The sequence below is a fragment of the Mycobacterium sp. M26 genome (assembly GCF_001494595.1).
In the GTDB taxonomy this organism is placed as follows: Bacteria; Actinomycetota; Actinomycetes; order Mycobacteriales; family Mycobacteriaceae; genus Mycobacterium.
In genome coordinates this window covers 1,171,421-1,197,361 of sequence record NZ_LN929908.1, presented here as the reverse complement: position 1 = coordinate 1,197,361, position 25,941 = coordinate 1,171,421, and the positions used below count along the sequence as shown (strand labels likewise).

Genomic DNA, 25,941 nt, shown 5'->3' with positions numbered 1-25,941 from the left:
TCTCGCGACGAGGCGCCCAGCTCGGCGCGACCACCCCGATCACCCTCGGGGATTGACCTCGGGCCGACTTCATGGAAATCTGTTATCCGGAATTGAGAATGTGATTCTCTCCGGTGAGAGGAGGTTTCGGGTGCGCCTGACGCCGCTGCCTGCGGATCAGTGGGACGACGAGGTCCGCGCCGCCTTCAAGGGCATGCTGCCGCGGGATCGGCAGAACCCCGACGGGGCGGGCTCCGCGCTGTCCACACTGGTGCGACACCCGGACCTGACCAAGGCCTTCCTCGGCTTCAACGTCTACCTCCTCTTCCGTTCCTCCGTACCGGCCCGGCTGCGGGAGGTGGCGATCCTGCGCGTCGCGCACCGGCGCAACTGCGCCTACGAGTGGGCGCACCACGTCGACCTCGCAACGGCCGAGGGACTCACCGAGGCCGACGTCGAGGCCATCCGCCGTGGCGAGGCCCACGACGACGCCGACCGGGTGATCCTCACCGCGGTCGACGAACTGGACTCGACATCCAACCTGACGGATCAGACATGGGAGGCGCTGGGCGAGTACCTCAGCGACCGCCAGCGGATGGACTTCGTCTTCATCGTCGGCGCCTACGGCATGTTGGCCATGGCGTTCAACACTTTTGGCGTTCAGCTCGAACAGGAAAGGTAAGTACGTTGGCACACTTCCCGAAGCCGGCAGTCGGCAGTTGGACAGAGAACTGGCCAGAACTGGGCACCGCGCCCGTCGACTACACCGACTCGATAGACCCAGAACAGTGGAAACTGGAGCAGCAGGCGATCTTCCGCAAGACCTGGCTTCAGGTCGGGCGGGTAGAACGGCTCCCCAAGACCGGCAGTTACTTCACCAGGGAGATGCCGTCCGTTGGCACGGGGACCTCGATCATCGTGGTCAAGGACAAGGACGGCACGGTGCGGGCCTTCTACAACCTGTGCCGGCACCGCGGAAACAAGTTGGTGTGGAACGACTTTCCCGGTGAAGAGGTCTCCGGCTCCTGCCGCCAGTTCACCTGCAAGTACCACGCATGGCGTTATGCGCTGGACGGCGAACTGACCTTTGTTCAGCAGGAGGATGAGTTCTTCGACCTCGACAAGGCCGACTATCCGCTCAAGCCGGTGCGGTGCGAGGTATGGGAAGGCTTCATCTTCGTTAACTTCGACGACGACGCCGCGCCGCTGCGCGATTACCTGGGTGACTTCGCGAAGGGCTTGGAGGGGTATCCCTTTCACGAAATGACCGAGGTCTACAGCTACCGTGCACCCATCAACGCGAACTGGAAGCTGTTCATCGACGCGTTCACCGAGTTCTACCACGCGCCGGTGCTGCACATGAAGCAGGCAACCGCCGAAGAGGCCGCCAAGCTGGCCAAGGTGGGCTTCGAGGCCCTGCATTACGACATCAAGGGCCAGCACTCGATGATCTCGTCGTGGGGCGGGATGAGCCCGCCCAAGGATCTCAACATGGTCAAGCCGATTGAGCGCATCCTGCACAGCGGGCTGTTCGGGCCCTGGGACCGCCCCGACATCAAGGGCATCCTGCCCGACGAGCTGCCCCCGGCCGTCAATCCGGCCCGGCAGCCCACCTGGGGACAGGATTCCTTCGAGTTCTTCCCGAACTTCACGCTGCTGCTGTGGGCTCCCGGCTGGTATCTCACCTACAACTACTGGCCCACCGGTGTGGATAGCCATATCTTCGAGGCGAACCTGTACTTCGTGCCGCCGAAGAACACCCGGCAACGGCTGTCCCAGGAACTCGCGGCGGTGACATTCAAGGAGTACGCGCTACAGGACGCGAACACGTTGGAGGCCACCCAAACCCAGATCGGCACCCGGGCGGTCACCGACTTCCCGTTGTGCGACCAGGAGATACTGCTTCGGCACCTCCACCACACGGCGCGCAAGTACGTCGATGAGTACAAGCAGAGCACAGCAACGTCGAACGAGAAGACCAACGGGAGCGTGGCACATGTCTGAGTCAACGACCACCGGATTGCTGCCGGCGGAGTTCGCCGACCTCGAGCGGTTCAGTGACTGGATTCTGGCCACCGAGCCGGAGCGGTACGCCAAACGGCTCGCCTCGACGATGGAGGAAATGCAGGCGCTGTACGACGCCGGCACCGCGCGCCTGGAGGACGTGATGGTCTACCTCGACGCACGATTTCCACTGCACGACATGCCCGAAGACGCCAAGCGACTGATGCATCTGATGCAGTCTGTGGTGATGGTGTCGTTCCCGGTGGAGGTCTGGAAGCAGCCCAGGGTGCTCGACAGTGGCGCCGCCTGGGTGGAGATCACCCGGGAGCCGGTGGTCTGAGCGTGCCCGAGGGCTCATCAGTCATCACGCTCAAGGCCGCCGGCTATGTCGACGTCGAGGCGGGCGAACTCGTCCGCCCCGGCATCGTCAAGGTGGACGGCGACCGCATCGTCGCCGTCGGGGGCGAACCCGAAGGCCAGATCATCGATCTGGGGAACCACATCCTGCTTCCCGGACTGATGGACATGGAGGTCAATCTCCTGATGGGCGGCCGGGGTGAAAACCCCGGCCTCTCCCAGGTTCAGGACGACCCGCCGACCCGGGTACTGCGCGCGGTGGGCAACGCCCGGCGCACCCTGCGTGCCGGGTTCACCACCGTGCGCAACCTCGGGCTGTTCGTCAAGACCGGCGGTTACCTGCTCGACGTCGCACTGGGCAAGGCGATCGACGCGGGCTGGATCGACGGCCCGAGGATCGTGCCTGCTGGCCATGCCATCACGCCCACCGGCGGACACCTGGACCCGACGATGTTCGCGGCGTTCATGCCCGGTGTGCTGGAACTGACCATCGAAGAGGGCATCGCCAACGGTGTCGACGAGATCCGCAAGGCGGTGCGCTACCAGATCAAGCACGGCGCCGAGGTGATCAAGGTCTGTTGTTCGGGCGGGGTGATGTCGCTGACCGGTGAGGCTGGCGCGCAACACTATTCCGACGAGGAGCTGGCCGCGATCGTCGACGAGGCACACCGCCGCGGCTTGCGGGTGGCCGCACACACGCACGGCGCCAGTGCCGTCAAACACGCGGTGGGCGTCGGTATCGACTGCATCGAGCACGGGTTCCTGATCGACGACGAGGCCATCGCGCTGATGGTCGAGAACGGCACCTTCCTGGTGAGTACCCGGCGGCTGGCCGAGGGGATGGATGTCTCGAAGGCCCCGGCGGTGCTGCAGGCCAAGGCCGCCGAGATGTTCCCGAAGGCGCGCACCTCGATCAAGGCGGCCTACGAGGCCGGGGTGAAGATCGCCGTCGGCACCGATGCACCGGCAATTCCGCACGGTCGCAACGCCGATGAACTGGTGACGCTGGTCGACTGGGGAATGCCACCGGCGGCCGTGCTCAAGGCGGCCACCGTGACCGCGGCCGAGCTGATCAACTCCACCGACCGCGGCCGGCTGGCCGCGGGGCTGCTGGCCGACATCATCGCGGTGCCCGGCGATCCGCTCGCCGACATCACCGTGACCAAGAACGTCAGTTTCGTGATGAAAGGCGGGAAAGTCTATGTCCACCAGACGGACTGACGACATCGTCGAGATCCAGCAGCTGCTGGCCAAGTACGCGGTGACCATCACCCAGGGCGACGTCGACGGGCTGATCACCGTCTTCACCGAGGACGGTACCTACAGCGCCTTCGGCGAAACCTATTCGCTGTCCCGCTTTCCGGTGCTGGTGGACGCCGCCCCGAAGGGGTTGTTCATGACCGGCGAGGCTCTCGTGGAGTTCGACGCGAACGACCCCGACGCGGCCACCGGCACCCAGCCGCTGTGCTTCGTCGAGCATTCCGCCCATGACATGCGGATCGGCTACTACCGCGATACCTATCTGCGGACCGCCGACGGCTGGCGGCTACGCACCAGGGCGATGACGTTCATCCGGCGCAGCGGCGAGCACGACTCCGGACGCCCGCACGCGATCGGACGGCCTGCCGGCGGATGACGGTGGACGAATTCCGGGCCGGACTGCAGGATTGGCTCGCCGAGCACGACCTCACCCCGGGGCCCGACCACTCACTGGCCGGCCACATCGATCAGATGAGCCGGGTGCGCCGCGAGCTCTATGACGCGGGCTGGATGCGGTACGGCTGGCCCACCGAGGTCGGGGGCCTCGGTGGCACAGCGGTGATGCGGCTGGTGGTGGCGGAGGAGATCCTCGGCCGCAACCTCGCCGAACCCGGCCCGTACTCGATGATGGAAGTGCTTGTGCCGACCATGATCTCGTACGCCCGACCCGAGCTGGCCGCCGAGATGGTGCCGCGCTACCTGCGCGGCGACGAACACTGGTGCCAGGGGTTCTCCGAGCCGGGTTCGGGCAGCGACCTGGCATCGCTGACCACCAGGGCCATCCCGCGCGGCGACGACTGGGTGATCAGCGGCCAGAAGGTGTGGACCAGCTTCGCGCAGTTCTCCAAGCGTTGCGTGCTGCTCACCCGCACCGGTTCCCCGGAGACGCCCAAGCATCAGGGCATCACCGCGTTCTTCGTCGACATGGACTCCCCCGGGGTCACCGTGCGCCCGCTGCGCACGATGCACGGTGTCGACGAATTCTGCGAGGTCTACTTCGACGATGTCGTGGTCCCGGGCGCACGCATGCTGGGTGCACCGGGCGACGGCTGGCGACTGGCCGGCGACCTGCTGCCATTCGAACGCTCCACCTGCTTCTGGCAGCGGATCGCCTACCTGTACACCCGGCTGGACCGACTCGTGGAGCAGGCGCCCGACGCCTCCGACGCCGAGATCGGCGCGGCCTATCTAGCCCTGCACACCGTGCGCTGCACATCGGCGCAGACTCAGCAGCGGTTCGCCGCCGGGGCCAAGCTGGGCGCGGAGACCTCCGTCGACAAGGTGCTGCTGGCCGCCGCCGAGCAACGCCTCTACGACACGGCCCGCGACCTGCTGCCCGGTGCTCTGGAACTGGATGACACGCCCTGGCGGCCGGAGTTCCTCTACTCCCGGGCGGCCACCATCTACGGCGGCACGGCGGAGATCCAGCGCAACATCATCGCGCGCCGACTGCTCGACCTCGGGAAGGAGTGAGCGGTGGACGACGACGACCTCGGCATGCTGGCCGACACCGTGGGCAAGAGCCTGGCCGCCGCGGCCGCTGCCGACCGCCCGAACGTCGAGCAAGAGCTGACCGAGCTGGGCTGGTTGGAGATGCTGGCCGAGATTCCCGTCCAGGCAACCGCGCTGGTGTTCGGTCTGCTCGGCGAGACCGGCACCCATGCCGGGGTGCTCAACGATGTCGTGCTGCATGCCGCGGGACGGCCGGGCGGCGGGACGGTCGAGCTGCCCTACACCGGCGGCCGCTGGGTGCGCTGGGAGCGGTCTGGTGAGGCCGGCTCGAGCCTGGACAGCGAGCTTCCGATCCACACCGTGGCCGCCGGGGAACCGATTGCGCTGGCCGCCGGGCGGCGGGCACTGGGGTGGTGGCTGGTGGGCTCGGCCCGCGCGATGCTGACGCTGGCGCGCCAGCATGCGGTCGACCGAGTCCAGTTCGGCAAGCCGATCGCGTCGTTCCAAGCCGTCCGGCACCGGCTCGCCGAGACCCTCGTGGCCGTCGAAGGAGCCGAGGCGACGCTGCGTGCCGCCGACGACGACCTGGGTTGCCTGCTGGCCAAGGCGGCCGCCGGTCAGGCCGCGCTGACAGCGGCCAAGCATTGTCAGCAGGTGATGGGTGGCATCGGCTTCACCGAGGAGCATGACCTGCACCGGCACGTGAAGCGGGTGATGGTGATCGACGGCCTGCTGGGTTCCACCCGCGACCTGACCAGGGCGGCGGGCGCCGCGGTCCGGGCTGCCGGTTACGCACCGCGGGTGGTAAATCTGTGACGCATGTCATGACCTGAGGTCTGCCATTGGCCGTTAGACTTCGACACGCCGTAAAAAATTTCGCCAGGTATGGGACTGAGAATATAATTCTCGCCCCTGAGAGTAGTACTCTCAGGGGGTGAACAGCCCGAGCGAAGAACCCGCCTGGAAGCAGCGCGCGGTCGAGCGGTCGATCCGAACCGCCAAGGTGCGCGCCGGCCAGCGCGTTCAGCGGTTCCTGGACGCCGCGCAGGCCATCATCACCGAGAAGGGCAGCACCGACTTCACGGTTCAGGAAGTGGTGGACCGCTCCCGGCAGTCGCTGCGCAGCTTCTACCTCCAGTTCGACGGTAAGCATGAGTTGCTGCTGGCCCTGTTCGAGGACGCGCTGAGCCGCGCTGCCGACCAGATTCGTGCCGCCACGTCGGCGCAGAAGGATCCGCTGGAGCGCCTCAAGGTGGCGGTGACGCTGCTCTACGAGCTGTCCCGGCCCGACCCGACGGCGCGCCGGCCGCTGTTCACCGACTTCGCCCCCCAGCTGCTGATCTCGCATCCCAACGAGGTCAAGGTGGCGCACGCGCCGCTGGTCGCCTTGTTCGCCGAACTCATGGACGAAGCCTCCGCGGCCGGTGAGTTGCGCTCCGACGCCAATCCCAAGCGCCTGGCGGCGATGACGATGCAGACCATCATGTTCATCGCGCAGTCCAGCGGCGCGCCCGATGACGACACCTCACACAGCCCGATCTCCGGAGAAGAGGTGTGGGCTTTCTGCTCGCAGGGGTTCGCCAAACACTGAACCGAGAACGCGGTTCGCCCCGCGGGATAGCCGATTTCCGAACTAATTCGCGATCAGGGATTCCGCGGCGCTGTACGGATCGCAGCGGCCCTCGGCCACCGCCCAGGCCAGCTCATCGAGCGCCGGGTGGGCGTGCAGCCTGCTCTGCGCCAGCGACAGCACCTGGGCCCTGGCCCGCGCCGCTCGGCGCGCAGGAGTGTCGGCACGGCGGTGCGCCTCGATGGCTTCGACCAACTCCGGCACCCCCTCGGCGCGCGCGGCGACGAGCGTCAGCACCGGCACGTGGGTTTCGAACTTCAGGTCACGCACGGTCTGCGCCGCGCCGTCGCGGTCGGCCTTGTTGACCACCACCAGATCCGCGACCTCGAGCAGCCCGGCTTTGGCCGCCTGGACGGCGTCACCGGCGCCAGGGTTGAGGATCACGACGGTCGGGTCGGCCAATGCGGCGACCTCGATCTCGGATTGGCCGACGCCCACGGTCTCGACGAGCACCACGTCGTAGTTCAGCGCACCGACCAGCCGAATGGCCGCCGGTACGGCGGCAGCCAGTCCGCCCAGGTGGCCCCGGGTCGCCACCGACCGGATCAGCACGTCGGGATCGTTGATGTGAGCCGCCATCCGGATCCGGTCGCCCAACAGCGCACCGCCGCTGTACGGCGACGAGGGGTCCACGGCGAGCACCGCAACCCGTTGTCCCCGTTCGCGATACGCGGCAACGAGCACCGCGATGGTCGTCGACTTACCGGCACCGGGCGGGCCGGTCACTCCGACCACCGGGATGCTCACCGGATCGAGCGCGGCCAGCACCTCGTCGCGGCGCTCGCTTTCCACCAGGCTCAGCAGCCGGCCCGCGGCGCGGGTGTTCCCGGCGCGCGCAGCGGCGATGAGTTCGGCGACCTCCATGTTCGGCAACGCTACGTCAGGGAGCCGGAACCTCGATCACGGTTGCCGAACCCATTCCGCCGCCCGCGCACATCGCAGCGACCCCGATACCGCCGCCGCGGCGGCGCAGCTCGTGGGTCAGCGTCACCAGCATCCGGGCGCCGGTCGCGGCCACCGGGTGCCCCAGCGAGCATCCGCTACCGCTGACGTTGACCCGGTCCGGGTCGATGTCGAGCAGCTTGATGGTGGCCACGCACATCGCGGCGAAGGCCTCGTTGATCTCGAACAGGTCCACCTGATCGAGTGAAAGTCCGGCGCGGGCAAGCGCTTTCGGGATGGCTTCGACGGGCGCCAGCCCGGTCCTGGCCGGATCGACCCCCACGGATGCCCAGGAGCGGACGGTGCCGAGCGCGGGCAGGCCCAGAGCGTCGCTGGCGATGGCCAGTGCGGCGGCGGCGTCATTGCCGCCGCACGCGTTGCCTGCAGTGATCGAGAACCCCTCGATCTCAGGGTGCAGCGGCTTGAGCCCGGCCAGCTTCTCCATGGTGGTGTCGCGGCGGGGATGCTCGTCGGTGTCGAACAAGCCGTGCGGGGTCTGGATCGGCACGATCTCCTCTTTGAACCGCCCCTCGTCGATGGCGGCGATGGCGTTGCGGTGCGACCGCAGCGCCCAGGCGTCCATCTCCTCGCGGGTGACGCCGGCCTCCACCGCAGCGTTCCAGCCGACGGTGATTGACATGTCCATATTCGGGGCGTCCGGACGATCAGGATGTGTCGGCGGGAACCACGGCACCATCTCCTCCCCCGCGCGGCGGGTGAACCGCGGCGAGGTGGACGCCGAGTTGACTCCGCCGGCGATCACCAGCCGGTCCATCCCGGCACGGATGCTTCCCGCGGCCGCCTGCACGGCAGCCAGACCCGCCGCGCAGTGCCGATTGGCCGCCAGCCCGGGCACGCCCGTGAGACCGGCCGTGATCGCGGCATGGCGGGCCACGACGCCGCCGCCGTAGAGGCCCTCGCCCAGGATCAGGTCGTCGATGTCGGCCCGGTCGACGGAGCCGTCGCCCGTGGGACCGGCCGTGATCGCGGCATGGCGGGCCACGACGCCGCCGCCGTAGAGGCCCTCGCCCAGGATCAGGTCGTCGATGTCGGCCCGGTCGACGGAGCCGTCGAGTTCGGCAGCGGTGGCCCCCACGATGTGATCGGCCAGCTGGTAGGCGTCGGTATCGCGCAGCGTGCCCTTCATGGCGGTGCCGATCGGCGTACGCAGTGCGGTGACGATAACGGCTTCTGGCACGGCATCTCCTAGTTAGTTGACCTATGCAGGCCTCATGAGAATATTATTCTCTCAAGTTGAGAGTGTCAGTTGCAAGAAGGGTAATGGATATGCAGATCAGTGGGAGTTCCGCGGTCGTCTTCGGCGGAGCGGGCGGCCTCGGCGAGGCCACCGTGCGCCGACTGCACGGGGCCGGTGCCAAGGTCGTGATCGCCGACCTCGCCGACGAGAAGGGCAAGGAACTGGCCGCCGAACTCGGAATTCCCTACGTGCGCACCGACGTCACCAACGACGACGACGTGCTGGCCGCCATCGCCGCAGCCGAGGAACTCGGCCCTTTCCGCATCTCGGTGGACACCCACGGTGGTCCGGCCGGCGGCGGGCGCCTGGTGGGCAAGGACGGCTCCCCGATGGAGATGGAGGCGTTCACCAAGACCATCACCTTCTATCTGACGGCGGTCTTCAACGTGATGCGCCACGCGGCGGCGGCCCTGGCCCGCCAGGAGCCCGATGAGAACGGCGGCCGCGGCGTGATCATCAACACCGCCTCGATCGCGGCGTTCGAAGGCCAGGTCGGCCAGTTGCCCTACTCGGCGGCCAAGGGCGGCGTGGTCGGCATGACTCTGGTTGCCGCACGCGATCTTTCGCCGCTGGGCATCCGGGTGATGTCGATCGCGCCCGGCACCATCAACACTCCCGCCTACGGCAAGGCCGCCGACCAGCTGGAGGCCTACTGGGGTCCGCAGGTGCCGTTCCCCAAGCGGATGGGCCGCTCCGACGAGTACGGCCGACTGGCGTTGTCCATCGCCGAGAACGACTACCTCAACGGCGAGACGATCCGTCTCGACGGCGCGCTGCGCTTCCCGCCGAAGTAAGCCCGCCGACAGTAACGCCACGGCGGAATCCCGGGGGATTCGCCGCCGTGGCGTTACTGTCGCGAGCTACTTGTTGGCGGTCAGCCCGTCGACGATCCGGTTGAAGTCGGCGGTCCCGAACGAGACGTACTCGGCGAGGTTGGCGTAGTCCAGCGAGGCCATCACCGACGTCTCCAACTGGATGTTCATCAGGCGCTTGGTGGCTTCGACCGCCTGCTGCGGCAGCTCCAGCAGCTTCTTGGCGCAGGCGATCGCCTCGGCCAGCGGATCGGCCACCACATGATTGGCCAGGCCGAGTTCCACCGCCCGCTGCGCCTTGATGCGCACACCGGTCAGGGCGAACTCCTTGGCCTGCAGCAGGCTGATCTGCGATCCCCACACCAGCGGGCCGCCATCGGCAGCCACCAACCCGATCGACACGTGCGGGTCGGCGAAGAACGCGTTCTCGGCGATGTAGACGATGTCGGACAGCGCCGCCAGGCTGCAGCCCAGTCCGACGGCCGGTCCGTTGACGGCCGCGACCACCGGAATGCGGCAGCGCACCATGCCGATGACCAGATCGCGGCCGTGCTTGATGGTCTTGCGCCGCAACGCTTCATCGCGGCGCAGCTCGTCGAGATAGGTGAAATCACCGCCGGCCGAGAAGGCCCGGCCCGCACCGGTGATGACGGCCGCGCGCGCCGAAGCGTCCTCGTTGAGCGCCTCCCACACCTTGGCCAGGCCCACATGCAACGGGTCGTTGACGGCGTTGAGTTCATCGGGCCGGTTGAGGGTGATGATGCGCAGCGGGCCGTCGGCCTGCACGTCGATTTCGGCGGGCATGTCGTACATAGGTCTAGCCTCCCAATCCCAGGATGCGTCCGGCGATGATGTTCTTCTGAATCTGCGAGGTGCCGCCCATGACACTCTGGGCGCGGCTGTACAGGTAGGCACCGAAGAGTTCCTCGTCCCCGGTGCCGACAGTGGCCAGTGCGGCATGGCCGACGGCCTGTTCGGTCCATGTCATCAGCAGCTTGTCCAGCGAGCCGTCCGGGCCGTGCTTGAGCCCGTCGAGCTGTTCGGAGAGCCGCCTGCGCACATGCAGGCGCAGCATCTCGGTCTGCACCCAGGCCCAGGCGAGCTCGTCGGGGGTATCGCCGTCAACGCGGGCGGCCAACTGGCGCACCAGTTTTCCGTAGCGCGCCGAGAATCCCAGGGTCGAGGGCTCACGCTCGTGGCTGACGACGGTCATCGCCAGCTTCCAGCCGTCGCCGGGGGCGCCGACCATGTTCTCGGCCGGCACCCGGGCGCCGTCGAACTCGACCTGCCCGAACTCCTTGGTAACACCGCTGATCATCTTCAGCGGCCGTTGCACGATCCCCGGCTGGTGCATCGAGACGATGAACGCCGAGATGCCCTTGTGTTTGGGGACGTCCTTGTCGGTGCGGGCCAGGACCAGACACCAGTCGGCGCAATCGGAGTAGCTGGTCCAGATCTTGTGGCCGTTGATGACGTACTCATCGCCGTCCCTTGTCGCGGTGGTGGTCAGCGATGCCAGATCCGAGCCGGCACCCGGCTCGGAGAAGCCCTGACACCACCGCTGCGTGCCGTTGATCATGCCGGGCAGGAACCGCTGCCGCAGGTCCTCGCTGCCGTGTGCGCTGAGTCCGACCACCAGATAGCCCAGGCTGGGCCGGGCCGGCGCACCGGCCTTGGCGATCTCCTCGTCGACGATCACGTCGAATACCGGCGGAAGATCATGCCCGCCATACTTCGCCGGCCATGAGGTGCCGAAGAATCCGGCGGCATAGAGGGCCTGGTGCCACTCCCCCGCTTTCGCCCAGTACTCGTCGCCTGAGGTGGGGAACTTCCCCTTCTGCTCAAGCAGCCAGCCGCGCAGCCGTTCCCGGAACGCGGCCTCGTCGGGTGAGTCACGAAAGTCCAATGGTCAGCTCCTTCAACGTGACGGGCCAGGTCTCGGTGGCGGCCAGCGCCCGGCGCAAGTAGATGTGCGCCAGGCATTCCCAGGTATTGCCGATGCCGCCATGCACCTGGATCGAGGTCTCGCAGACCGTGAGAGCGGCTCGCGCGCAATAGATCTTGGCGACCCGGGCCGCCTCGACGGCCTCGGCAGCGGGCAGCTCGTCAACGGCCCAGGCCGCGTGGCGCAGCACGCTGATCGAGCCTTCGATGAGGGCCAGCCCCTCGGCGAGCAGATGCGCGACCGCCTGATAGGACCCGATGGTCGCGCCGTACTGCTCGCGCACCTTGGCGTACTCGGTGGCCAGGGTGAGCGCACCCCGCGAAGCGCCCACCAGTTCAGCGGCCGTGACCGTCAGCGCCAGCGCGTACCAGCGGCCGGCGTCGGTGTCGCTGAGTTCGGCCAGCTCCGGCGGTGATTCGACGACGCCGGCCAGACTTGCGGTCAGATCGACACGACCACAGGATGTTTCGGTCGGTTGTAGCGCGCGGCCGAGCAGCCGGTGCAGGTCGTCGGTCAGGACCGGGCCGGTGAAGGGGACGTCGACCAGGCCGCGGGCGAACTCCTCGGCCACGATGGCCACCTCGACGCCGGAGGCCCCGTCGCTGCGCAGCGACCGCCAGCCCGTGGCGTCGATCGTCTTCTCCAGCCGGGTCCGGCGGGCCTGGTCGTCGAGGTCGGCGACCGACCCGGGTCCCAGGTCGTCGGCCAGCTTGGCCGCGGCATCGCGCAGCTGCTGCTGCTCATCGGTGAGACGTACGTCCATACTGCTCCTTCAGGATTCGCCGCAACGCCTTACCGGAGGGCAGGCGCGGGATGTCGGGCACGAACACGATGTCGCGCGGGCGCTTGTAGGAGGCCAGCCGATCGGCCACCAGCTCGATGAGTTCGTCGGCAGTCACCGGCTCGGTGGTGGCCACCGCGGCGACTACCGCTTCGCCGTCCTGATCGTCCGGGATGCCGAACACCGCACAGTCCCGTACCGCGCGATGACCGTGCAGGACCGCTTCGACCTCGGCGGGCGCCACCTGGAAGCCGCGGACCTTGACCATCTCCTTGAGCCGGTCGGTGATCCGCAGCCAGCCGTCCTCGAGGTTGCCGATGTCACCGGTGCGGTACCACCCGTCGCTCAGTGCCGCCGCGGTCTCGGTGTCGGGAAGATAGCCCGCCATCGCCGATTCCGAGCGGACCTGGATCTCACCGCTCGGCGCGATGCGCACGTCGACGCCGGGGACGGGTCTGCCGACGGTGTCCAACCGGGACTCGCCGAGCGGGCAGCACGCGATGACCGGCACCTCGCTGGTGCCGTAGGCCGATATCCAGCCGACGCCGGTGCGGGCGGTGACCTCATCAGCCACGCTCCGGGTGACGGGGGTGGCGCACCACATGATGTAGCGCAGCGAGGACAGATCGTAGGTGTCCAGATTGGGGTGCGAGGCGATCGCCAGCGCGATCGGGGCGACGGCCATCTCGATGGTGATGCGGTCCTGCGCGATGTGGCGCAGCATCGCGTCGATGTCGAAGCGGCGGTGCAGGCGCATCCAGGCACCGGCATCGAGCACCGTGAGGATGTTGAGCAGACCGAGGATGTGGGAGGGCGGAGTGACGATCTGCATGCGGTCGGCCGCGGTCATCCCGAGCGCGGTGCGCCAGTGCCGGACACCGGCTCCCAGCGAGCGGTGGGTGTGGCGGACCGCCTTGGGCATTCCCGTGGTGCCCGAACTGAACACCAGCACCGCATCGGCGTCGGGATCGAGCGGCACCGGTGGGGCGTCGGCGGGGACGATCGGCTCGTCGAGATCGAGCATCGGCATCAGGTCCGCGAGGACCGGGTGGTCGCCGACGGCGTGGTGGGCACCGGTGAGAGCCAGCGCGTGGCTGACTTCGGCGGCCTTCCAGGCCGGGCTGATCAGCACCGCGGCGGCCCCGAGCCGCCAGATCGCCAGCACCGCGACCACGAACTCGGGCCGGTTCGACGACATCACGGCCACCCGCTGCCCGGCGCGCACGCCACGCCCGGTCAGGGTTTCGGCGAATCCGGCGGACGCGGCATCAAGCTCGGATCGTGTGTACGTGCGGTCGTCGAACGCAAGAACCGTCGCATCGGTCATGGTGCGGTCCACTCGCACATGGTCAGCGCTACTCCATCGATCGGAAACGAGAACATGCTATCGCCAGTAGAGAACTGTATTCTCGTCTGGGTAGAATGACAATGCGCCTTGGAGGGAGACACGTGGAAAACGGCACCACCGCGACCATCACGCTGAACGGCACCACGGTGACGCTGCCGTTGACGGCGGGCGAGACGCTGCTGGAGTGCGCGCGCCGCGGCGGCCTGGTCCCCCCGTACAGCTGCGAGGCCGGCAACTGCGGCACCTGTATCGCCACCGTCACCGAGGGAACGGTGACGATGCGGGTGAACGAGGTGCTCGACGCCGGTGAGATCGCCGAGGGGTTGGTGCTGACCTGCCAGGGCATTCCCGAGACGTCGGTGGTCGTCGACTACGACGACTGATCGCGGCGGTATTCGTCGAGCGTGGGTGGCGGCCGGTAGTCGGGTTCATAGCCGGCGACCTTCACGGGGCTGGCCACCAGCCGGTAATCACCGGCGCTGACCACCATCTCCGGGGTGGCCTCCAATGCTTCGGGCAACGACCGCACTGCGGCCGCCGGGATGCCCAGCGGGCGCAACCGCGCCTCCCAGCCGGCGGCGGTGTCAGCCGCCAGTGCCGTGGTGACCGCAGCCAGCACCTCGTCGCGGCGCGCCGAACGCTCGGCCATCGTTGCGAACCCCTCGACGACCGCCTCGGCGGCGAAGGTTCGCCAGAAGCCGTCATGGGTGATGAACAGCGCGAGATAGCCCTCGGCGGTCGGAAACAGTTGTGCCGGAACGTAGAACGAGTGTGCGCCGTAGGGATGCCGGTGCGGATGAACCCCGTCGTTGAGGTAGGCCGACGCCTTGTAGTTCAGCTGCGAGAGCATGACGTCGCGCAGCGACACCTCGACCTGCCCGCCGGCACCGGAGACGATCATGGCCAGCAGCCCCAGTGCCGCAGTCAGCGCGGTCGAGTTGTCGACCGACGAGTATCCCGGTAGCACGGGTGGGCCGTCCGGATCACCGGTCATCGCGGCCACCCCGGTGGCGGCCTGGATGACGTAGTCGAACGCCGGATAGTCGCCACCGTCGAGACCGAACCCGGTGATCGCGACGCAGACGATGCGCTCGTTGTGCCGGCGCAGGGCCTCGTAGGTCAGGCCGAGCTTCTTGATGACCGAGGGCTTCATGTTGACCAGCAGCGCATGGGAGTCGGCGGCCAGTTCACCGAGTGTCTGCTGGCCCGCCTCGGAACCGAGGTCCAGCCTGATGCTGCGCTTGTTGCGGTTCAGGCTGGCGAAGTAGCTGTCCCCCACCTGCCGGGAGATCTCCCCGCCGGGTGCCTCGACCTTGATGATCTCGGCGCCGAGGTCGGCGAGCATCATGGTGGCGTACGGCCCGGCCAGCATGCTGCCGACTTCGATGATCCGGATGCCGTCGAGGGGCCCCCTCATTGGATCTCGGCGGCCAGCTGCGAAATCACCTCGCGGGTGCGGTATTTCGAGGCAATGAGTTCGTCGCGGGTCTCCCCGATCGGCAGCAGCCGCACCGACAGGTCGGTGACGCCGGCGTCGGCGAAGGACCGGAACCGGGCCAGGATGGCGTCCTCGTCACCGGCCGCGGTGAGGTCTCCGACATCGCGGGCGTCACCACGATCCAGTAGCCGCTGGTAGTTCGGGGAGGTCTCCGCCTCGGCCAGGATGCGGTTGGCCCGCGCCTTGGCGGCGTCGATCTCGGAGTTGGCGCACAGGCATACCGGGATCCCGGCGACGATGCGCGGAGCCTTGCGGCCGGCGTTCTCGGCGGCCTTGGTGATCTTCGGGGCGATGTGGTCCCCGATGGCCCGCTCGTCGGCCATCCAGAGCACAGTGCCGTCGGTGAGCTCACCGGCGATCTGCAACATCACCGGGCCGAGCGCGGCGACCAGCACCGGCAGCGGTGAATCAGCGCCCAGCACAGTGGGATTATGCACGGTGAAGGTGTCGTTCTCGACGTCGACGTCACCCGGGCCGGCCAGTGCGGTGTTGAGCACCTCGAGATAGTCCCGGGTGTAGGCGGCGGGCTTCTCGTAGGGGATGCCCAGCATGTCGCGCACGATCCAGTGGTGCGAGGGCCCGACACCGAGCGCCAGCCGGCCGCCGCTGCCGGCGTGCACCGACAGGGCCTGGCGGGCCAGCGCGACCGGGTGCTGAGCCTGAAGCGGGACGACCGCGGTCCCCAGTTCGATGCGACTGGTGCGGTTGCCCATCAACGACACCATGGTCAGCGCGTCGAAGTCGTTGGGCACCTGGGGCATCCACGCGGTGTCGAAGCCCGCCGACTCGGCCCACTCGATATCGTCGAGGAACTTGCTGACCTTGCGGGCCATGTCGCCACGCTCGGCGCCGATCATCACGCCAAGGCGCATCGTCTACCCTCCTGTCGCGGTATGCAGCGGCGAGCGTGCGTCCACTGCTAAAAACTGGCCCGAAGTTCGCAGTGACTGCACGTTCGACGCGAAAGTCAGGGCGAACGTCATGCCGACGTGCCTGCCTTCTCGGTGAGCGCCCGCACGTCGCGGACCAGATCGTCGAGCGAGGTTCCGGTCGGAAAGACCGCAGCCGCACCGACTTCGGTCAGCTTGGCCACATCGCCCTGCGGAATCGTCCCGCCGACGATGACGGAAATGTCACCGGCGTCGGCCTCGCGCAGCGCATCGACGGTCCGCTTGGTCAGTGCGACGTGCGCACCCGACAGGATGGACAAACCGACGACGGCCACGTCCTCCTGCAGCGCGATCGAGACGATGTCCTCGATCCGCTGCCGGATCCCGGTGTAGATCACCTCGAATCCGGCGTCCCGCAGGGCACGGGCGACGATCTTGGCGCCACGGTCGTGACCGTCAAGACCGGGCTTGGCGACGAGAATACGTGCAGTCATTTAGAACACCACCGGTTGCTGGAATTCGCCCCATACGGCCTTGAGTGCCGACACCATCTCCCCCACCGTGCAATACGCGTTCGCACAATCGATCAGCCGGTGCATCAGGTTCTCGTCACCCTCGGCGCCCCTGGACAGCGCGGCCAGGGCGGCCTGCACGGCAGCGGGGTCACGCTCGGCCTTGACCTGCGAGAGCCGCTTGAGTTGCAGGTCACGCCCCTCGGCGTCGAGTTCGTAGGTGTCGATGTCCGGTGGCGCTTCGTCGGTGACGAACTTGTTGACCCCGACCACCGGACGTTCGCCGGACTCGACCTGCTGGTGAATCTTGTAGGCCTCGTCGGCGATCAGACCTTGCAGGTAGCCGTCTTCGATGGCCCGCACCATGCCGCCGTGCTGCTCGAGGTCGGCCATGATCTCGATGATGCGTTCCTCGGTGGCGTCGGTGAGCGCCTCGACGAAGTAGGAACCGCCGAGCGGGTCGGCCACCCGGGTCACGCCCGTCTCGTAGGCCAGAATCTGCTGCGTCCGCAGCGCCAGCGTGGCCGACTCCTCGCTGGGCAGCGCGAACGGCTCGTCCCAGGCCGCGGTGAACATCGACTGCACCCCGCCGAGGACCGAGGCCAGCGCCTCGTAGGCAACCCGGACCAGATTGTTCTGCGCCTGCGGGGCGTACAACGACGCACCACCGGAAACACAACCGAAGCGGAACATCGCCGCCTTGTCGGTCTTGGCGCCGTAGCGCTCGCGCACGATGGTCGCCCAACGGCGCCGTCCCGCACGGTATTTGGCGATCTCTTCGAAGAAGTCGCCATGGGTGTAGAAGAAGAACGAGATCTGCGGGGCGAACTGGTCGATGGTCATCCGGCCGCGCTGCACCACGGTGTCGCAGTAGGTCACCCCGTCGGCCAGGGTGAACGACATCTCCTGCACGGCGTTGGCCCCGGCGTCGCGGAAGTGCGCGCCGGCCACCGAAATCGCGTTGAACCGCGGCACTTCGGCGGCGCAGAACTCGATGGTGTCGGCGATCAGGCGAAGCGACGGCTCCGGCGGCCAGATCCAGGTGCCCCGGGAGGCGTACTCCTTGAGGATGTCGTTCTGGATCGTGCCGGTCAGCTTCTCCCGGGGCACGCCCTTCTTCTCGGCCGCGGCGACGTAGAAGGCCAGCAGGATCGCCGCGGTGCCGTTGATGGTGAAACTCGTGCTGATCTTGTCCAGCGGAATACCGTCGAACAGGATCTCGGCATCGGCCAGCGTGTCCACCGCGACACCGACCCGACCCACCTCTTCGCCGTATTCCGGGTCATCGGAGTCATAGCCGCATTGGGTCGGCAGATCCAGTGCCACCGACAGGCCGGTGCCGCCCTGGTCGAGCAGATAGCGGTAGCGCCGGTTGGACTCCTCGGCAGTGCCGAAGCCGGAATACTGGCGGAATGTCCACAGCCGACCGCGATAGCCGCTCGAGAAGTTGCCCCGGGTGAAGGGGAACTCGCCGGGCACGGGAGGATCGCAGGTGCGGTCGGCCGGTCCGTACACCGGCCGCAGCGGGATCCCGGACGACGTCTCAGATTGGTAGTCCATCGTCTGGATACCGTACTTGCAGATTAGGAGAATGCCAATACCATTTTGGGCAAGCCGTGTGCAGTTTCGGCGATCCCCGCTGGTAGAGGCACGAGAGAGGAGCACAGTGTCGCGTACCGACGGGACCACGGGTACCGAACCGCAGTGGAGAGGATTCGCCGCCACCACCGCCAAGCGCCACGGCGCGCCCGCCGGGGACTACCCCGAGCTGTGGCAGTGGTCGGTCGATCACCCGGCCCAGTTCTGGCGCGCGGTCTGGGAGCACTTCGATGTTCGCGCGACCGAACAGCCGGCACCCGGTGAGGCCGGCGTGCTCGCCGATGCCACCATGCCCGGCGCGCACTGGTTTCCCGGCGTCACCCTCAACTACGTCGACCAGATCCTGCGGCACACCACCGAACGCACCGGAGCGGCGATCGTCGGTATCGACGAGGACGGCACCCGTACCGAGATCACCTGGGAAGCCCTCGCCGGACGGGTCGGCGCGGTGACCGCCGAATTGCGCCGCCTCGGTGTCGGCCGCGGTGACACCGTCGCGGGCTACCTGCCCGATATCGCCGAGGCGATGATCGCGTTCCTGGCGACGGCGGCGATCGGCGCGGTGTGGTCGGCCTGCGGCCAGGACTACGCGCCGCAGGGCGCCGCCGCGCGGCTGGCCCAGTTGAAGCCGAAGGTGCTGTTCAGCGCCGACGGATACCGGCTCAACGACCGCTGGATCGACAAGCGTTCCGACACTGCCGAATTGGTGACACTGCTCGATGGCGTAGCGCTGGTGCTACTGGACGGGCAGGCCTATCGAGACCTGGTCGCCACCCCGGTGGCGCCTGTGGTGACACCGGTACCGTTCGACCACCCGCTGTGGGTACTGTTCAGCTCCGGGACCACCGGCCGGCCCAAAGGTATCGTCCACGGCCACGGCGGGGTGATCCTCGAGCACCTGAAAGCCGCGGCGCTGCATGCCGATCTGGGACCCGGTGACGTCTTCTTCTGGCAGACGGCCCTGAGCTGGATGATGTGGAATTTCCGCATCGCCGGTCTGCTGTGCGGGTCGACGATAGTCTGCTACAGCGGCCATCCGCTCTACCCCGACGCCGACCGGCTGTGGCAGATCGTCGAGGACGAGGCCGTCACCTACTTCGGTACCAGCCCGGGCCATCTGCTGGCCTGCCGCAAAGCCGGCCTGCACCCCGGTGTCACCCACGACCTGAGCCGGCTCACCACCATCGGCAGCACCGGATCACCGCTGCCCGCAGAGCTTTTCGAGTGGGTTCATGACGAAGTCGGTGCGCACGTCGCCGTGTCGTCCATCAGCGGCGGAACCGATGTGGTGACCGCGTTCGCCGGCGGCACGGCGGGCCTGCCGGTGATCGCCGGCGAACTGACGGTCCGCTACCTGGGCGTCGGCCTGCACAGCTGGTCCCCCACCCGCCAACCCCTCATCGGCGAGGTGGGCGAGATGGTGATCACCACACCGATGCCGTCGATGCCCGTCGGATTCTGGAACGACGACGACCAATCGCGTTATCGCGCCGCCTATTTCGACCACCACTGGGCTGACGGTCCGGCCCCGCACGTGTGGCGGCACGGTGACTGGGTGACTGTCACCGAGCGCGGCTCGCTGATCATCCACGGCCGCAGCGACGCCACCCTGAACCGGCACGGTATCCGGATGGGCTCGGCGGACATCTACGAGGTGGTCGAAGCCATCGACGCGATCACCGAGGCTTTCGTGCTCGGCATCGACGGCCCCGACGGCGCCTACTGGATGCCGCTGTTCGTCACGGTGGCCGAGGGCCGGGAACTCGACGACGACCTGGTGGGGACGATCCGCTCGGCGATCCGCACCAAGCTCTCGCCGCGTCACGTCCCCGACGATGTCATCGCGGCACCGGGGATCCCGCACACCCGTACCGGCAAGAAGCTCGAGGTGCCCGTCACCGCCATCATGGCCGGGCACAGCGAGGTGTCGCTGGACCCTCGCTCCGTCGACAACCCCGACCTGATCGACTGGTACGCCGAACAGGGCCGGGCGCACCGCTGGGCCGCCGAGTGAGACGTCAGAAGCCGGCGAGAATCACCGCGTTGGTGTAGGCAGCGGCATGCCGCAGTTCCCGCGCCGCGCGATAGGCGTCCGAGTCGTACCAGTCCTGGGCGGCCTGCACCGACTCGAACTCCAGCACCACGGTCTGATGTCCGTGCCACGTGCCCTCCAGCAGCTGCGGACTGGCGTCGACGGCCAGGACTTTCACCTCGCCCATCGCCGCCCCGGCGGCCCGGCCGTAGGCCTTCATCCCCTCCGGATCCCGGATCTCCTCGGTCAAGATGACGTAGCCCTTCGGCATGACACTCCCTCTCTGTCGCAGTCGACTGAGAATAATATTCTCAGTTTGGGAGTGTGTCGTTTCCGGGCGGCGCCGGCGGTGGCGGGAGATCGCGGACTCGGCATCCGGAAGATTCGACTAGATTCGAGACACCGGCTTGGGAGGTGCACCGTGATCAAACTCGAACTGCCCTACGTCACCATCATGGTCGACGACCGTGTTCGTAACCGGATGGCCCGCGCCGGCGATCGGCTCCGGCTGGCCGTGACCGGTTATCTCCGCAACGCCGCCGACGAGGCCGACGGCCTGGGCCGGCGGGCCAGCGCGGCCTGCCAGACCGCCGCTACCCGCGTCGATACCGCGATGACCGCGGCCAGCAACAGGATCGCGCCCGAGACCCCGTCCGAGACACCCACCCTGAAAGTGGTCTGAGGTGGCCGACCAATCGGTGTTCATCACCGGGGCGGCCGCGGGGATCGGCCGCGCCACCGCACTGCTCTTCGCCCGCAACGGTTATCGGATCGGCGCCTACGACATCGACCTGGCCGGGCTGGAGAGCCTGCGTGAGGAGATCACCGCGGCCGGTGGTGAGGTGGTCACCGAACGACTCGACGTCACCGACGCCGACCAGTGGTCCGAGCAACTCGCAGCGTTCACCGGCCCGTCGGGCCGGCTCGACATCCTGGTGAACAACGCCGGCGTGCTGGCCGACGGCGCCTTCGCCGACGTGCCGCTGTCGACCCACCGGCGGATGATCGACATCAATGTCTACGGCGCGCTGGCCGGGTTGCACCAAGCGTTCCCCTATCTGCGCAACACCCCCGGCGCCCAGGTCGTCAACATGTGCTCGGCCTCGGCGCTGTACGGGCAGCCGGAACTGGCGACCTACTCGGCCACCAAGTTCGCGCTGCGGGCGCTCACCGAAGCCCTGGAACTGGAATGGCGGCCACACGGTATCCGGGTGGTGGCGTTGTGGCCGTTGTTCGTGCAATCGGCGATGACCGATGGAGTCCACACCGGCAGCACCAAGTCGCTGGGCGTCAACCTCAAACCCGCCGATGTCGCCAAGGCGGTGTATTCAGTGACCCGCAGCCGGCGCAAGTGGCTGCCGAAGGTGCACTATCCGGTGGGCCGGCAGACCAAGGTCCTGGCGACCATGTCGCAGGTGTCGCCCAACTGGACGCAACGCCTGATGACCAAGACGCTGACCCGCAGCTAGTCCACCGAGGTATACGGCTTACGCGGCGGCTGCTGGTTCTGCCGGAACGAGCTGCACAGGCCGAGATTGCTTGCCACACAAGGTACCCCGTTGATGGTGGGGGCACTGCCCTGCAGATAGCACTGGTTGGTGTGCTGGTTGTTGACGTGTCCGGGCGGGCAGGCGCTGGCGGTGGCCGGTGCGACCACCATGAGTCCGCTCGCCAGGGCCACACCCACCGCAGCGTGGGCGGTCAGTCGCCAGAACCGGGTCGTCACTGTCAGCACACCTTCTCTCAGCGGAAATCCTACGCTGCAACACTGTGCTGGCAGGTGTGGCTAGGATCGCGGCCATGCCCGAGCCGACCGTCGACGACGACGCCCCCGCCGCCCGTAACGAGCCCGCCGCGCCGCGGTCCACGTCACGCTGGGTGGCCCCCGCCGCATTGGTGATCGCACTGATCGCCGCCGGCACGGCCGGCTGGGCGGCTCTGCGTCCACCGCCTGCTGCGGACAAGCCTGCCGCCGAAGCGCCGTCGGCCGAGGCTAAAGCCAACGCCTGCAGCGCTTTTCAGGTGGTCACGAACGCGGTGGCGTTGCAGACCCACGCCAACGCGGGCACCGAACCGGCGGCCATCCAGGCCGTCGCCGCCAATGCCCGGCTCGCGATGGCCGGCGGCGGCACCTACCTGCTCGCCAAGACCGGTCCGGGCACACCGCCCGAGCTGGCCGACGCGATGCGATCGTTCGCAGGCAGCCTGCAGGACATCGCGATCAACGCACTGGCCGGGGTGACCAACGACAACCCGGCGCAGGCCGCCAGGCTGCGCGACGCCGAGGCCACCAACGCCAAGATCGCCGCTCTCTGCAAGTAGCGCGCCGACACCCCTTCGCGCCTAGGCGAAAACTCGAGTTCGCTTCGCGTTTGCCCGATGTTCGGCGGTGCGCCGGAAAGCAGCAAGTCCCGGGTAAGCCGGGTCTTCTTGGATTTCCCTCGCGCACTCGCCGCACCTACCGGCAGTACTTCCTCGAAGGGGATCACGAAATTGGCCAAACACCGTAAGAAGTCGGATCGCGGCGTGGTTGCACCCGCATTCGTCACCACCGGCGTAGCCGGTGCGGCGATGGTGGGCGCGGGCTTCCTGCTCGCCACCACCGACACCTCAACCCCGGTGGCGGCCGCACCCGCCGTCACGCTCACGACCAGCCAGTGCACGCTGGGCTCGGCGTTCTGCACCGACCTCGGCCTGGTGTCGGGGTCCGGCTCGGCCACCTCGGCCGGTCTGACGGCCTCCGCGACGGCGTCGGCCACCGCCGGTGATGTCATTGCGATCTTCATCAGCAACGGGACGGCCGAACACCCGGACGCCGGCCTGCTGATCGGCAACGGCTATAGCTATAGCGGCTCGGACACCCAGTGCGCCTCGGCGGCCTGCACCGGCGGCAAGGGCGGCTTCCTGTTCGGCAACGGCGGCAACGGCTACAACGGCGGAAACGGCGGCAGCGCTGGGCTGTACGGCAACGGCGGCAACGGCGGCGACGCACTGAGCGCCGAGATCAACGGCGGTAACGGGGGCGACGGCGGCAACGGCGGATTGTTCGCCGGCAGCTCCAGCTCCGGCGCGCTGTTCGGCGGCGGTGGCGGCAACGGCGGCAAGGGTATCGCCGGCGGCAACGGCGGCAACGGCGGCAACGCCGGCGCCTTCTCCGGCAGCGGTGGTAAGGGCGGCGATGGCGGCGCCAGCACCGACAGCGAGACCGCGGGCGGTAACGGCGGCAACGGCGGCAACGCCGCGAGCCTGCCGATCGTCGGCGGCGGCACCGGCGGCGCGGGTGGAACCGGCGGCGCCGGCTACGGCGGCGGGGCCACAGGTACAGCCGGCGGTGCCGGTGGCGCCGGCGGTAACGGTGGCACCTGGGGCGGCGCCGCAGGTGGCGCGGGCGGAGCCGGCGGAACCGGTGGAGCGGGCACCGCGGCAGGCGGCAGCGGCGGCGACGGCGGCGACGGCGGCCAGGGTGCACTCGCCGCGGGGAACGGCGGCGGGGGACCGGGGCAGGGGGCGGCGGCGGCGACGGCGGCGACGGCGGCCAGGGTGCACTCGCCGCGGGTAACGGCGGCGCCGGTGGCGCCGGAGGCGCAGGCGGCGCGAGCTCCGGCGGCACCGGTGGCAGCGGCGGCAGCGGCGGCAACGGCGGCACCGGCGGCCTGACCGCCAACGGTGGCGCAGGCGGTGCCGGCGGCGACGGCGCAGCCGGATCGACGACCGGCGGCAACGGCGGCACGGGCGGTACCGGTGGTCTTGGTGGCAACAACGGCGGCGCGGGTGGCGCCGGCGGCAAGGGCGCCACAGGGGTCACCGGCGGCACCGGCGGCAACGGTGCGACCGGTGGATTCGGCCTGATCAGCGGCGGTGCAGGTGGCAGCGGCGGAAGCGGCGGCAACGGCACCACCACCGGCGGCAAGGGTGGCGACGGCGCCGACGGCGGAGCCAGCGCGATCGGCGGCGGCAAGGGCGGCAACGGCGGCACCGGCGGCAAGAGCGGTGTGACCACCGGCAAGGCCGGCACGCAGGGCACCTCGGGCCTCGGCCCGCAGCCGGGCAAGGGCGGCACCGGCGGCGCTGCCGGAACTCCGGCCCCCTGATAGCACCACATCACGACATCGGCCCCCCTTCCGCGGAAGGGGGGCCGATGCGTTTGGGTTCGTGGGGCTAGGCGCGCGCCCCGTTGATCGCGCACGCCATCTGGGCGTTGCCGGCATCGGTGTTCATGTCGTTCGCAGTCGAGTTCAGCGTGTCGCCGCCGCCCCGAAGTCCCATGATCAGCAGGAGCTTTGCGGCGCGCAGTGACCATGACCGCATCGGCGCGGCGACGTCGTTGGGTAGTCCCGGAGTCGACGCCGCAGACATGGCCTCCGACGCGGCCGCGCGCAACGCGGTACGCCCGACGACGTTCGCATTGGCCACATTCGGATCCTGGTAGTCCACGCTGTTTCCGCCCCCGGCCGAGTTGTAGGCGAAGTCCTCATAGTTGGACGCCGCCAGGTCCAGAGCGCCGCCGAATTGGCGGCACGCCGAGGACACGGCATCCATGGCATCCGGCGAGATCGGTGCGGTCTGCGAGACCACCTGCTGGACGGGCGGCGGGGTGACGTCACCCGGCGCGGGATCGACGGGCGCCGGATCGGCGAACGCGACCGGCGCAGCGATAAGGGCGGGAAGGAGCACGAGCGCAGTCGCGCCGATGGCTCGCGGCACCCGGTGTGCTGATGTCATGGGTTCCTCTCGAAATCAGTTGATTCCCAACCGACGCGGCAGAGACTACCGCGGGAAAATCGCCCCGATCACGGCCGTCAGGAGACGAAGCGTGTTGGACCGCAACAGGGAACCCAAGCTTCGCTATCCGTTTCCCAATCAGACACTTTCGGGCCGAAACATATCGCGCGAGCGACACGATCAGATCTCAATCGAGAGGCCCCATCGCGACATGTTGCACCGATTCACCGCGCTGCTCAGCGCCTGCCTTGTCACCGCCATTGCGACGGCACCCCATGGGCTGGCCGATCCGCCGGCCGACCCGAACGTGGCTCCCGTTGCCGCGGGATCTACGCCGCCGGCCCCCGGCGGCCCGGGCGCTGCCCCGATCGCCTCGGGTGCACCGGGCACCCTGACCACCCCGGACGGCTGGGTGCTCTCGATCGGCGCCAAGAACGAGTCGCTGGAACCCGTTGCGTCGCTGACGAACTCACCGTGGTCACGGGAGTACCTCGTCGACGGTGTGTTCGAGGGTGCGGTCACCGGTTCGGGTAAGACCAAGCTCGCCGGTGGCACCCTGGAAGCCGGCTACCAGATCGGTTGCGGCATCATCCAGGACGACATCGAGTCGATCACGACGGGCGGTATCACGCCGGGCGTCGGAATCCCGTTCGTCTCGGGCAATCTGCTGCCGATCACCCTCGGCCTGTCGGCATCGGAGCAGATCAAGATCGACCTCAAGCCGGGCACCGTCAACATCGTGCCGGTCGGCAAGAAGTCGTTCAAGGGCACCAAATCCCGGGTCTCGATCACCGGATTCCGGATCAAGGTCGACGGGTGCGCCGGTCAGTCCTTCATCCGCTCGTACGCGACCTTCACCAGCTCCACCGACAACACCGACGACGTCGTGACCTACCTGGGCGTCACGAGGGCCGTCTGAT

28 protein-coding genes and 1 pseudogene are annotated in these 25,941 nt (G+C 68.2%); 16 read left to right on the top strand and 13 right to left on the bottom strand.

Annotation, left to right across the window (positions count from 1 at the left end):
• Positions 1–130: 130 nt before the first annotated feature.
• From BN3385_RS15060 to BN3385_RS15025, 8 genes are all read left to right on the top strand, one after another.
• Complete coding sequence (locus tag BN3385_RS15060) at positions 131–661, top strand: carboxymuconolactone decarboxylase family protein (protein WP_059017685.1); 531 nt, start codon at positions 131–133, stop codon at positions 659–661.
• 5 nt (positions 662–666) lie between these two features.
• A complete protein-coding gene (locus BN3385_RS15055) occupies positions 667–1,983 on the top strand; it encodes an aromatic ring-hydroxylating oxygenase subunit alpha (RefSeq protein WP_059017683.1) in 1,317 nt (438 codons plus the stop codon).
• Positions 1,976–2,323: a hypothetical protein gene (locus tag BN3385_RS15050; RefSeq protein WP_059017681.1), complete on the top strand. Its 348-nt coding sequence runs from the start codon at positions 1,976–1,978 to the stop codon at positions 2,321–2,323. The genes BN3385_RS15055 and BN3385_RS15050 overlap by 8 nt, the downstream gene beginning before the upstream one ends.
• A 2-nt stretch (positions 2,324–2,325) precedes the next feature.
• On the top strand, positions 2,326–3,561 hold the full coding sequence (locus tag BN3385_RS15045) for a metal-dependent hydrolase family protein (RefSeq protein ID WP_059017679.1): 1,236 nt from the start codon (positions 2,326–2,328) through the stop codon (positions 3,559–3,561).
• Complete coding sequence (locus tag BN3385_RS15040; protein WP_059017676.1) at positions 3,542–3,976, top strand: nuclear transport factor 2 family protein; 435 nt, start codon at positions 3,542–3,544, stop codon at positions 3,974–3,976. Before BN3385_RS15045 ends, BN3385_RS15040 begins: the two co-directional genes overlap by 20 nt.
• Positions 3,973–5,073 (top strand): acyl-CoA dehydrogenase family protein, encoded by a 1,101-nt coding sequence (locus tag BN3385_RS15035; protein ID WP_059017674.1) that lies wholly within the window; start codon positions 3,973–3,975, stop codon positions 5,071–5,073. The genes BN3385_RS15040 and BN3385_RS15035 overlap by 4 nt, the downstream gene beginning before the upstream one ends.
• A 24-nt stretch (positions 5,074–5,097) precedes the next feature.
• A complete protein-coding gene (locus BN3385_RS15030) occupies positions 5,098–5,868 on the top strand; it encodes an acyl-CoA dehydrogenase family protein (RefSeq protein WP_059021994.1) in 771 nt (256 codons plus the stop codon).
• 118 nt (positions 5,869–5,986) lie between these two features.
• Positions 5,987–6,643, top strand: coding sequence for a TetR/AcrR family transcriptional regulator (locus tag BN3385_RS15025; RefSeq protein WP_059017672.1), 657 nt, complete (start codon positions 5,987–5,989; stop codon positions 6,641–6,643).
• 42 nt (positions 6,644–6,685) lie between these two features.
• Here BN3385_RS15025 and meaB read toward each other — a convergent pair whose 3' ends face one another.
• The gene (gene meaB, locus BN3385_RS15020) at positions 6,686–7,546 is read right to left on the bottom strand and encodes a methylmalonyl Co-A mutase-associated GTPase MeaB (protein WP_059017670.1); all 861 of its coding nucleotides are present in this window, start codon (positions 7,544–7,546) and stop codon (positions 6,686–6,688) included.
• 16 nt (positions 7,547–7,562) lie between these two features.
• On the bottom strand, positions 7,563–8,822 hold the full coding sequence (locus BN3385_RS15015; RefSeq protein ID WP_059017668.1) for a thiolase family protein: 1,260 nt from the start codon (positions 8,820–8,822) through the stop codon (positions 7,563–7,565).
• Between the two features lie 89 nt (positions 8,823–8,911).
• Between BN3385_RS15015 and BN3385_RS15010 the strand changes: the two genes are divergently transcribed.
• The gene (locus tag BN3385_RS15010) at positions 8,912–9,676 is read left to right on the top strand and encodes an SDR family NAD(P)-dependent oxidoreductase (RefSeq protein ID WP_059021992.1); all 765 of its coding nucleotides are present in this window, start codon (positions 8,912–8,914) and stop codon (positions 9,674–9,676) included.
• Positions 9,677–9,742: 66 nt separating this feature from the next.
• Here the strand turns inward: BN3385_RS15010 and BN3385_RS15005 are convergent, their stop codons facing one another.
• From BN3385_RS15005 to BN3385_RS14990, 4 genes are read right to left on the bottom strand one after another with little or no spacing between them, the layout of a single operon-like run.
• Positions 9,743–10,507, bottom strand: coding sequence for an enoyl-CoA hydratase/isomerase family protein (locus BN3385_RS15005; protein ID WP_059017667.1), 765 nt, complete (start codon positions 10,505–10,507; stop codon positions 9,743–9,745).
• A gap of 4 nt (positions 10,508–10,511) precedes the next feature.
• On the bottom strand, positions 10,512–11,600 hold the full coding sequence (locus BN3385_RS15000; protein ID WP_059017665.1) for an acyl-CoA dehydrogenase family protein: 1,089 nt from the start codon (positions 11,598–11,600) through the stop codon (positions 10,512–10,514).
• A complete protein-coding gene (locus BN3385_RS14995) occupies positions 11,587–12,402 on the bottom strand; it encodes an acyl-CoA dehydrogenase family protein (protein ID WP_059017663.1) in 816 nt (271 codons plus the stop codon). Before BN3385_RS14995 ends, BN3385_RS15000 begins: the two co-directional genes overlap by 14 nt.
• On the bottom strand, positions 12,380–13,747 hold the full coding sequence (locus BN3385_RS14990) for a class I adenylate-forming enzyme family protein (protein WP_059021990.1): 1,368 nt from the start codon (positions 13,745–13,747) through the stop codon (positions 12,380–12,382). The genes BN3385_RS14995 and BN3385_RS14990 overlap by 23 nt, the downstream gene beginning before the upstream one ends.
• 122 nt (positions 13,748–13,869) lie before the next feature.
• Between BN3385_RS14990 and BN3385_RS14985 the strand changes: the two genes are divergently transcribed.
• Entirely contained in the window at positions 13,870–14,151 is a 282-nt protein-coding gene (locus BN3385_RS14985) for a 2Fe-2S iron-sulfur cluster-binding protein (protein ID WP_231748741.1), read from the top strand.
• On the opposite strand, the gene BN3385_RS14980 is transcribed toward BN3385_RS14985, so the two are convergent.
• The 4 genes from BN3385_RS14980 to BN3385_RS14965 form a co-directional block, all read right to left on the bottom strand.
• A complete protein-coding gene (locus BN3385_RS14980; RefSeq protein ID WP_059017659.1) occupies positions 14,139–15,185 on the bottom strand; it encodes a CaiB/BaiF CoA transferase family protein in 1,047 nt (348 codons plus the stop codon). The genes BN3385_RS14985 and BN3385_RS14980 overlap by 13 nt on opposite strands.
• The gene (locus BN3385_RS14975; protein WP_059017657.1) at positions 15,182–16,138 is read right to left on the bottom strand and encodes an LLM class F420-dependent oxidoreductase; all 957 of its coding nucleotides are present in this window, start codon (positions 16,136–16,138) and stop codon (positions 15,182–15,184) included. The genes BN3385_RS14980 and BN3385_RS14975 overlap by 4 nt, the downstream gene beginning before the upstream one ends.
• 107 nt (positions 16,139–16,245) lie before the next feature.
• Positions 16,246–16,650, bottom strand: coding sequence for a cobalamin B12-binding domain-containing protein (locus BN3385_RS14970; protein WP_059017655.1), 405 nt, complete (start codon positions 16,648–16,650; stop codon positions 16,246–16,248).
• Entirely contained in the window at positions 16,651–18,228 is a 1,578-nt protein-coding gene (locus tag BN3385_RS14965; RefSeq protein ID WP_059017653.1) for a methylmalonyl-CoA mutase family protein, read from the bottom strand.
• A 106-nt stretch (positions 18,229–18,334) separates the two neighbouring features.
• On the opposite strand from BN3385_RS14965, the gene BN3385_RS14960 reads away from it, so the two are divergent.
• Positions 18,335–20,281 carry an acetoacetate--CoA ligase gene (locus BN3385_RS14960; protein ID WP_231748740.1) on the top strand — a complete coding sequence of 649 codons (1,947 nt, stop codon included), beginning with the start codon at positions 18,335–18,337 and terminating at the stop codon, positions 20,279–20,281.
• Positions 20,282–20,285: 4 nt separating this feature from the next.
• On the opposite strand, the gene BN3385_RS14955 is transcribed toward BN3385_RS14960, so the two are convergent.
• Positions 20,286–20,570 carry a DUF1330 domain-containing protein gene (locus BN3385_RS14955; protein ID WP_059017651.1) on the bottom strand — a complete coding sequence of 95 codons (285 nt, stop codon included), beginning with the start codon at positions 20,568–20,570 and terminating at the stop codon, positions 20,286–20,288.
• Positions 20,571–20,720: 150 nt separating this feature from the next.
• On the opposite strand from BN3385_RS14955, the gene BN3385_RS14950 reads away from it, so the two are divergent.
• On the top strand, positions 20,721–20,981 hold the full coding sequence (locus tag BN3385_RS14950; protein ID WP_082690486.1) for a hypothetical protein: 261 nt from the start codon (positions 20,721–20,723) through the stop codon (positions 20,979–20,981).
• A 1-nt stretch (position 20,982) separates the two neighbouring features.
• Positions 20,983–21,768: an SDR family oxidoreductase gene (locus tag BN3385_RS14945; protein WP_059017649.1), complete on the top strand. Its 786-nt coding sequence runs from the start codon at positions 20,983–20,985 to the stop codon at positions 21,766–21,768.
• Here BN3385_RS14945 and BN3385_RS14940 read toward each other — a convergent pair.
• Positions 21,765–22,025: a hypothetical protein gene (locus BN3385_RS14940; RefSeq protein WP_156432766.1), complete on the bottom strand. Its 261-nt coding sequence runs from the start codon at positions 22,023–22,025 to the stop codon at positions 21,765–21,767. The genes BN3385_RS14945 and BN3385_RS14940 overlap by 4 nt on opposite strands.
• A gap of 74 nt (positions 22,026–22,099) precedes the next feature.
• Between BN3385_RS14940 and BN3385_RS14935 the strand changes: the two genes are divergently transcribed.
• A complete protein-coding gene (locus BN3385_RS14935) occupies positions 22,100–22,621 on the top strand; it encodes a hypothetical protein (protein ID WP_059017646.1) in 522 nt (173 codons plus the stop codon).
• Positions 22,622–23,203: 582 nt separating this feature from the next.
• Positions 23,204–24,390 (top strand): annotated as a pseudogene (locus BN3385_RS29430) (hypothetical protein).
• Between the two features lie 67 nt (positions 24,391–24,457).
• On the opposite strand, the gene BN3385_RS14925 reads toward BN3385_RS29430, so the two are convergent.
• Positions 24,458–25,021 (bottom strand): Rv2240c family protein, encoded by a 564-nt coding sequence (locus tag BN3385_RS14925; protein WP_082690485.1) that lies wholly within the window; start codon positions 25,019–25,021, stop codon positions 24,458–24,460.
• Between the two features lie 211 nt (positions 25,022–25,232).
• Between BN3385_RS14925 and BN3385_RS14920 the strand changes: the two genes are divergently transcribed.
• Positions 25,233–25,940 carry an MspA family porin gene (locus BN3385_RS14920; RefSeq protein WP_059017642.1) on the top strand — a complete coding sequence of 236 codons (708 nt, stop codon included), beginning with the start codon at positions 25,233–25,235 and terminating at the stop codon, positions 25,938–25,940.
• Position 25,941: the final 1 nt, after the last annotated feature.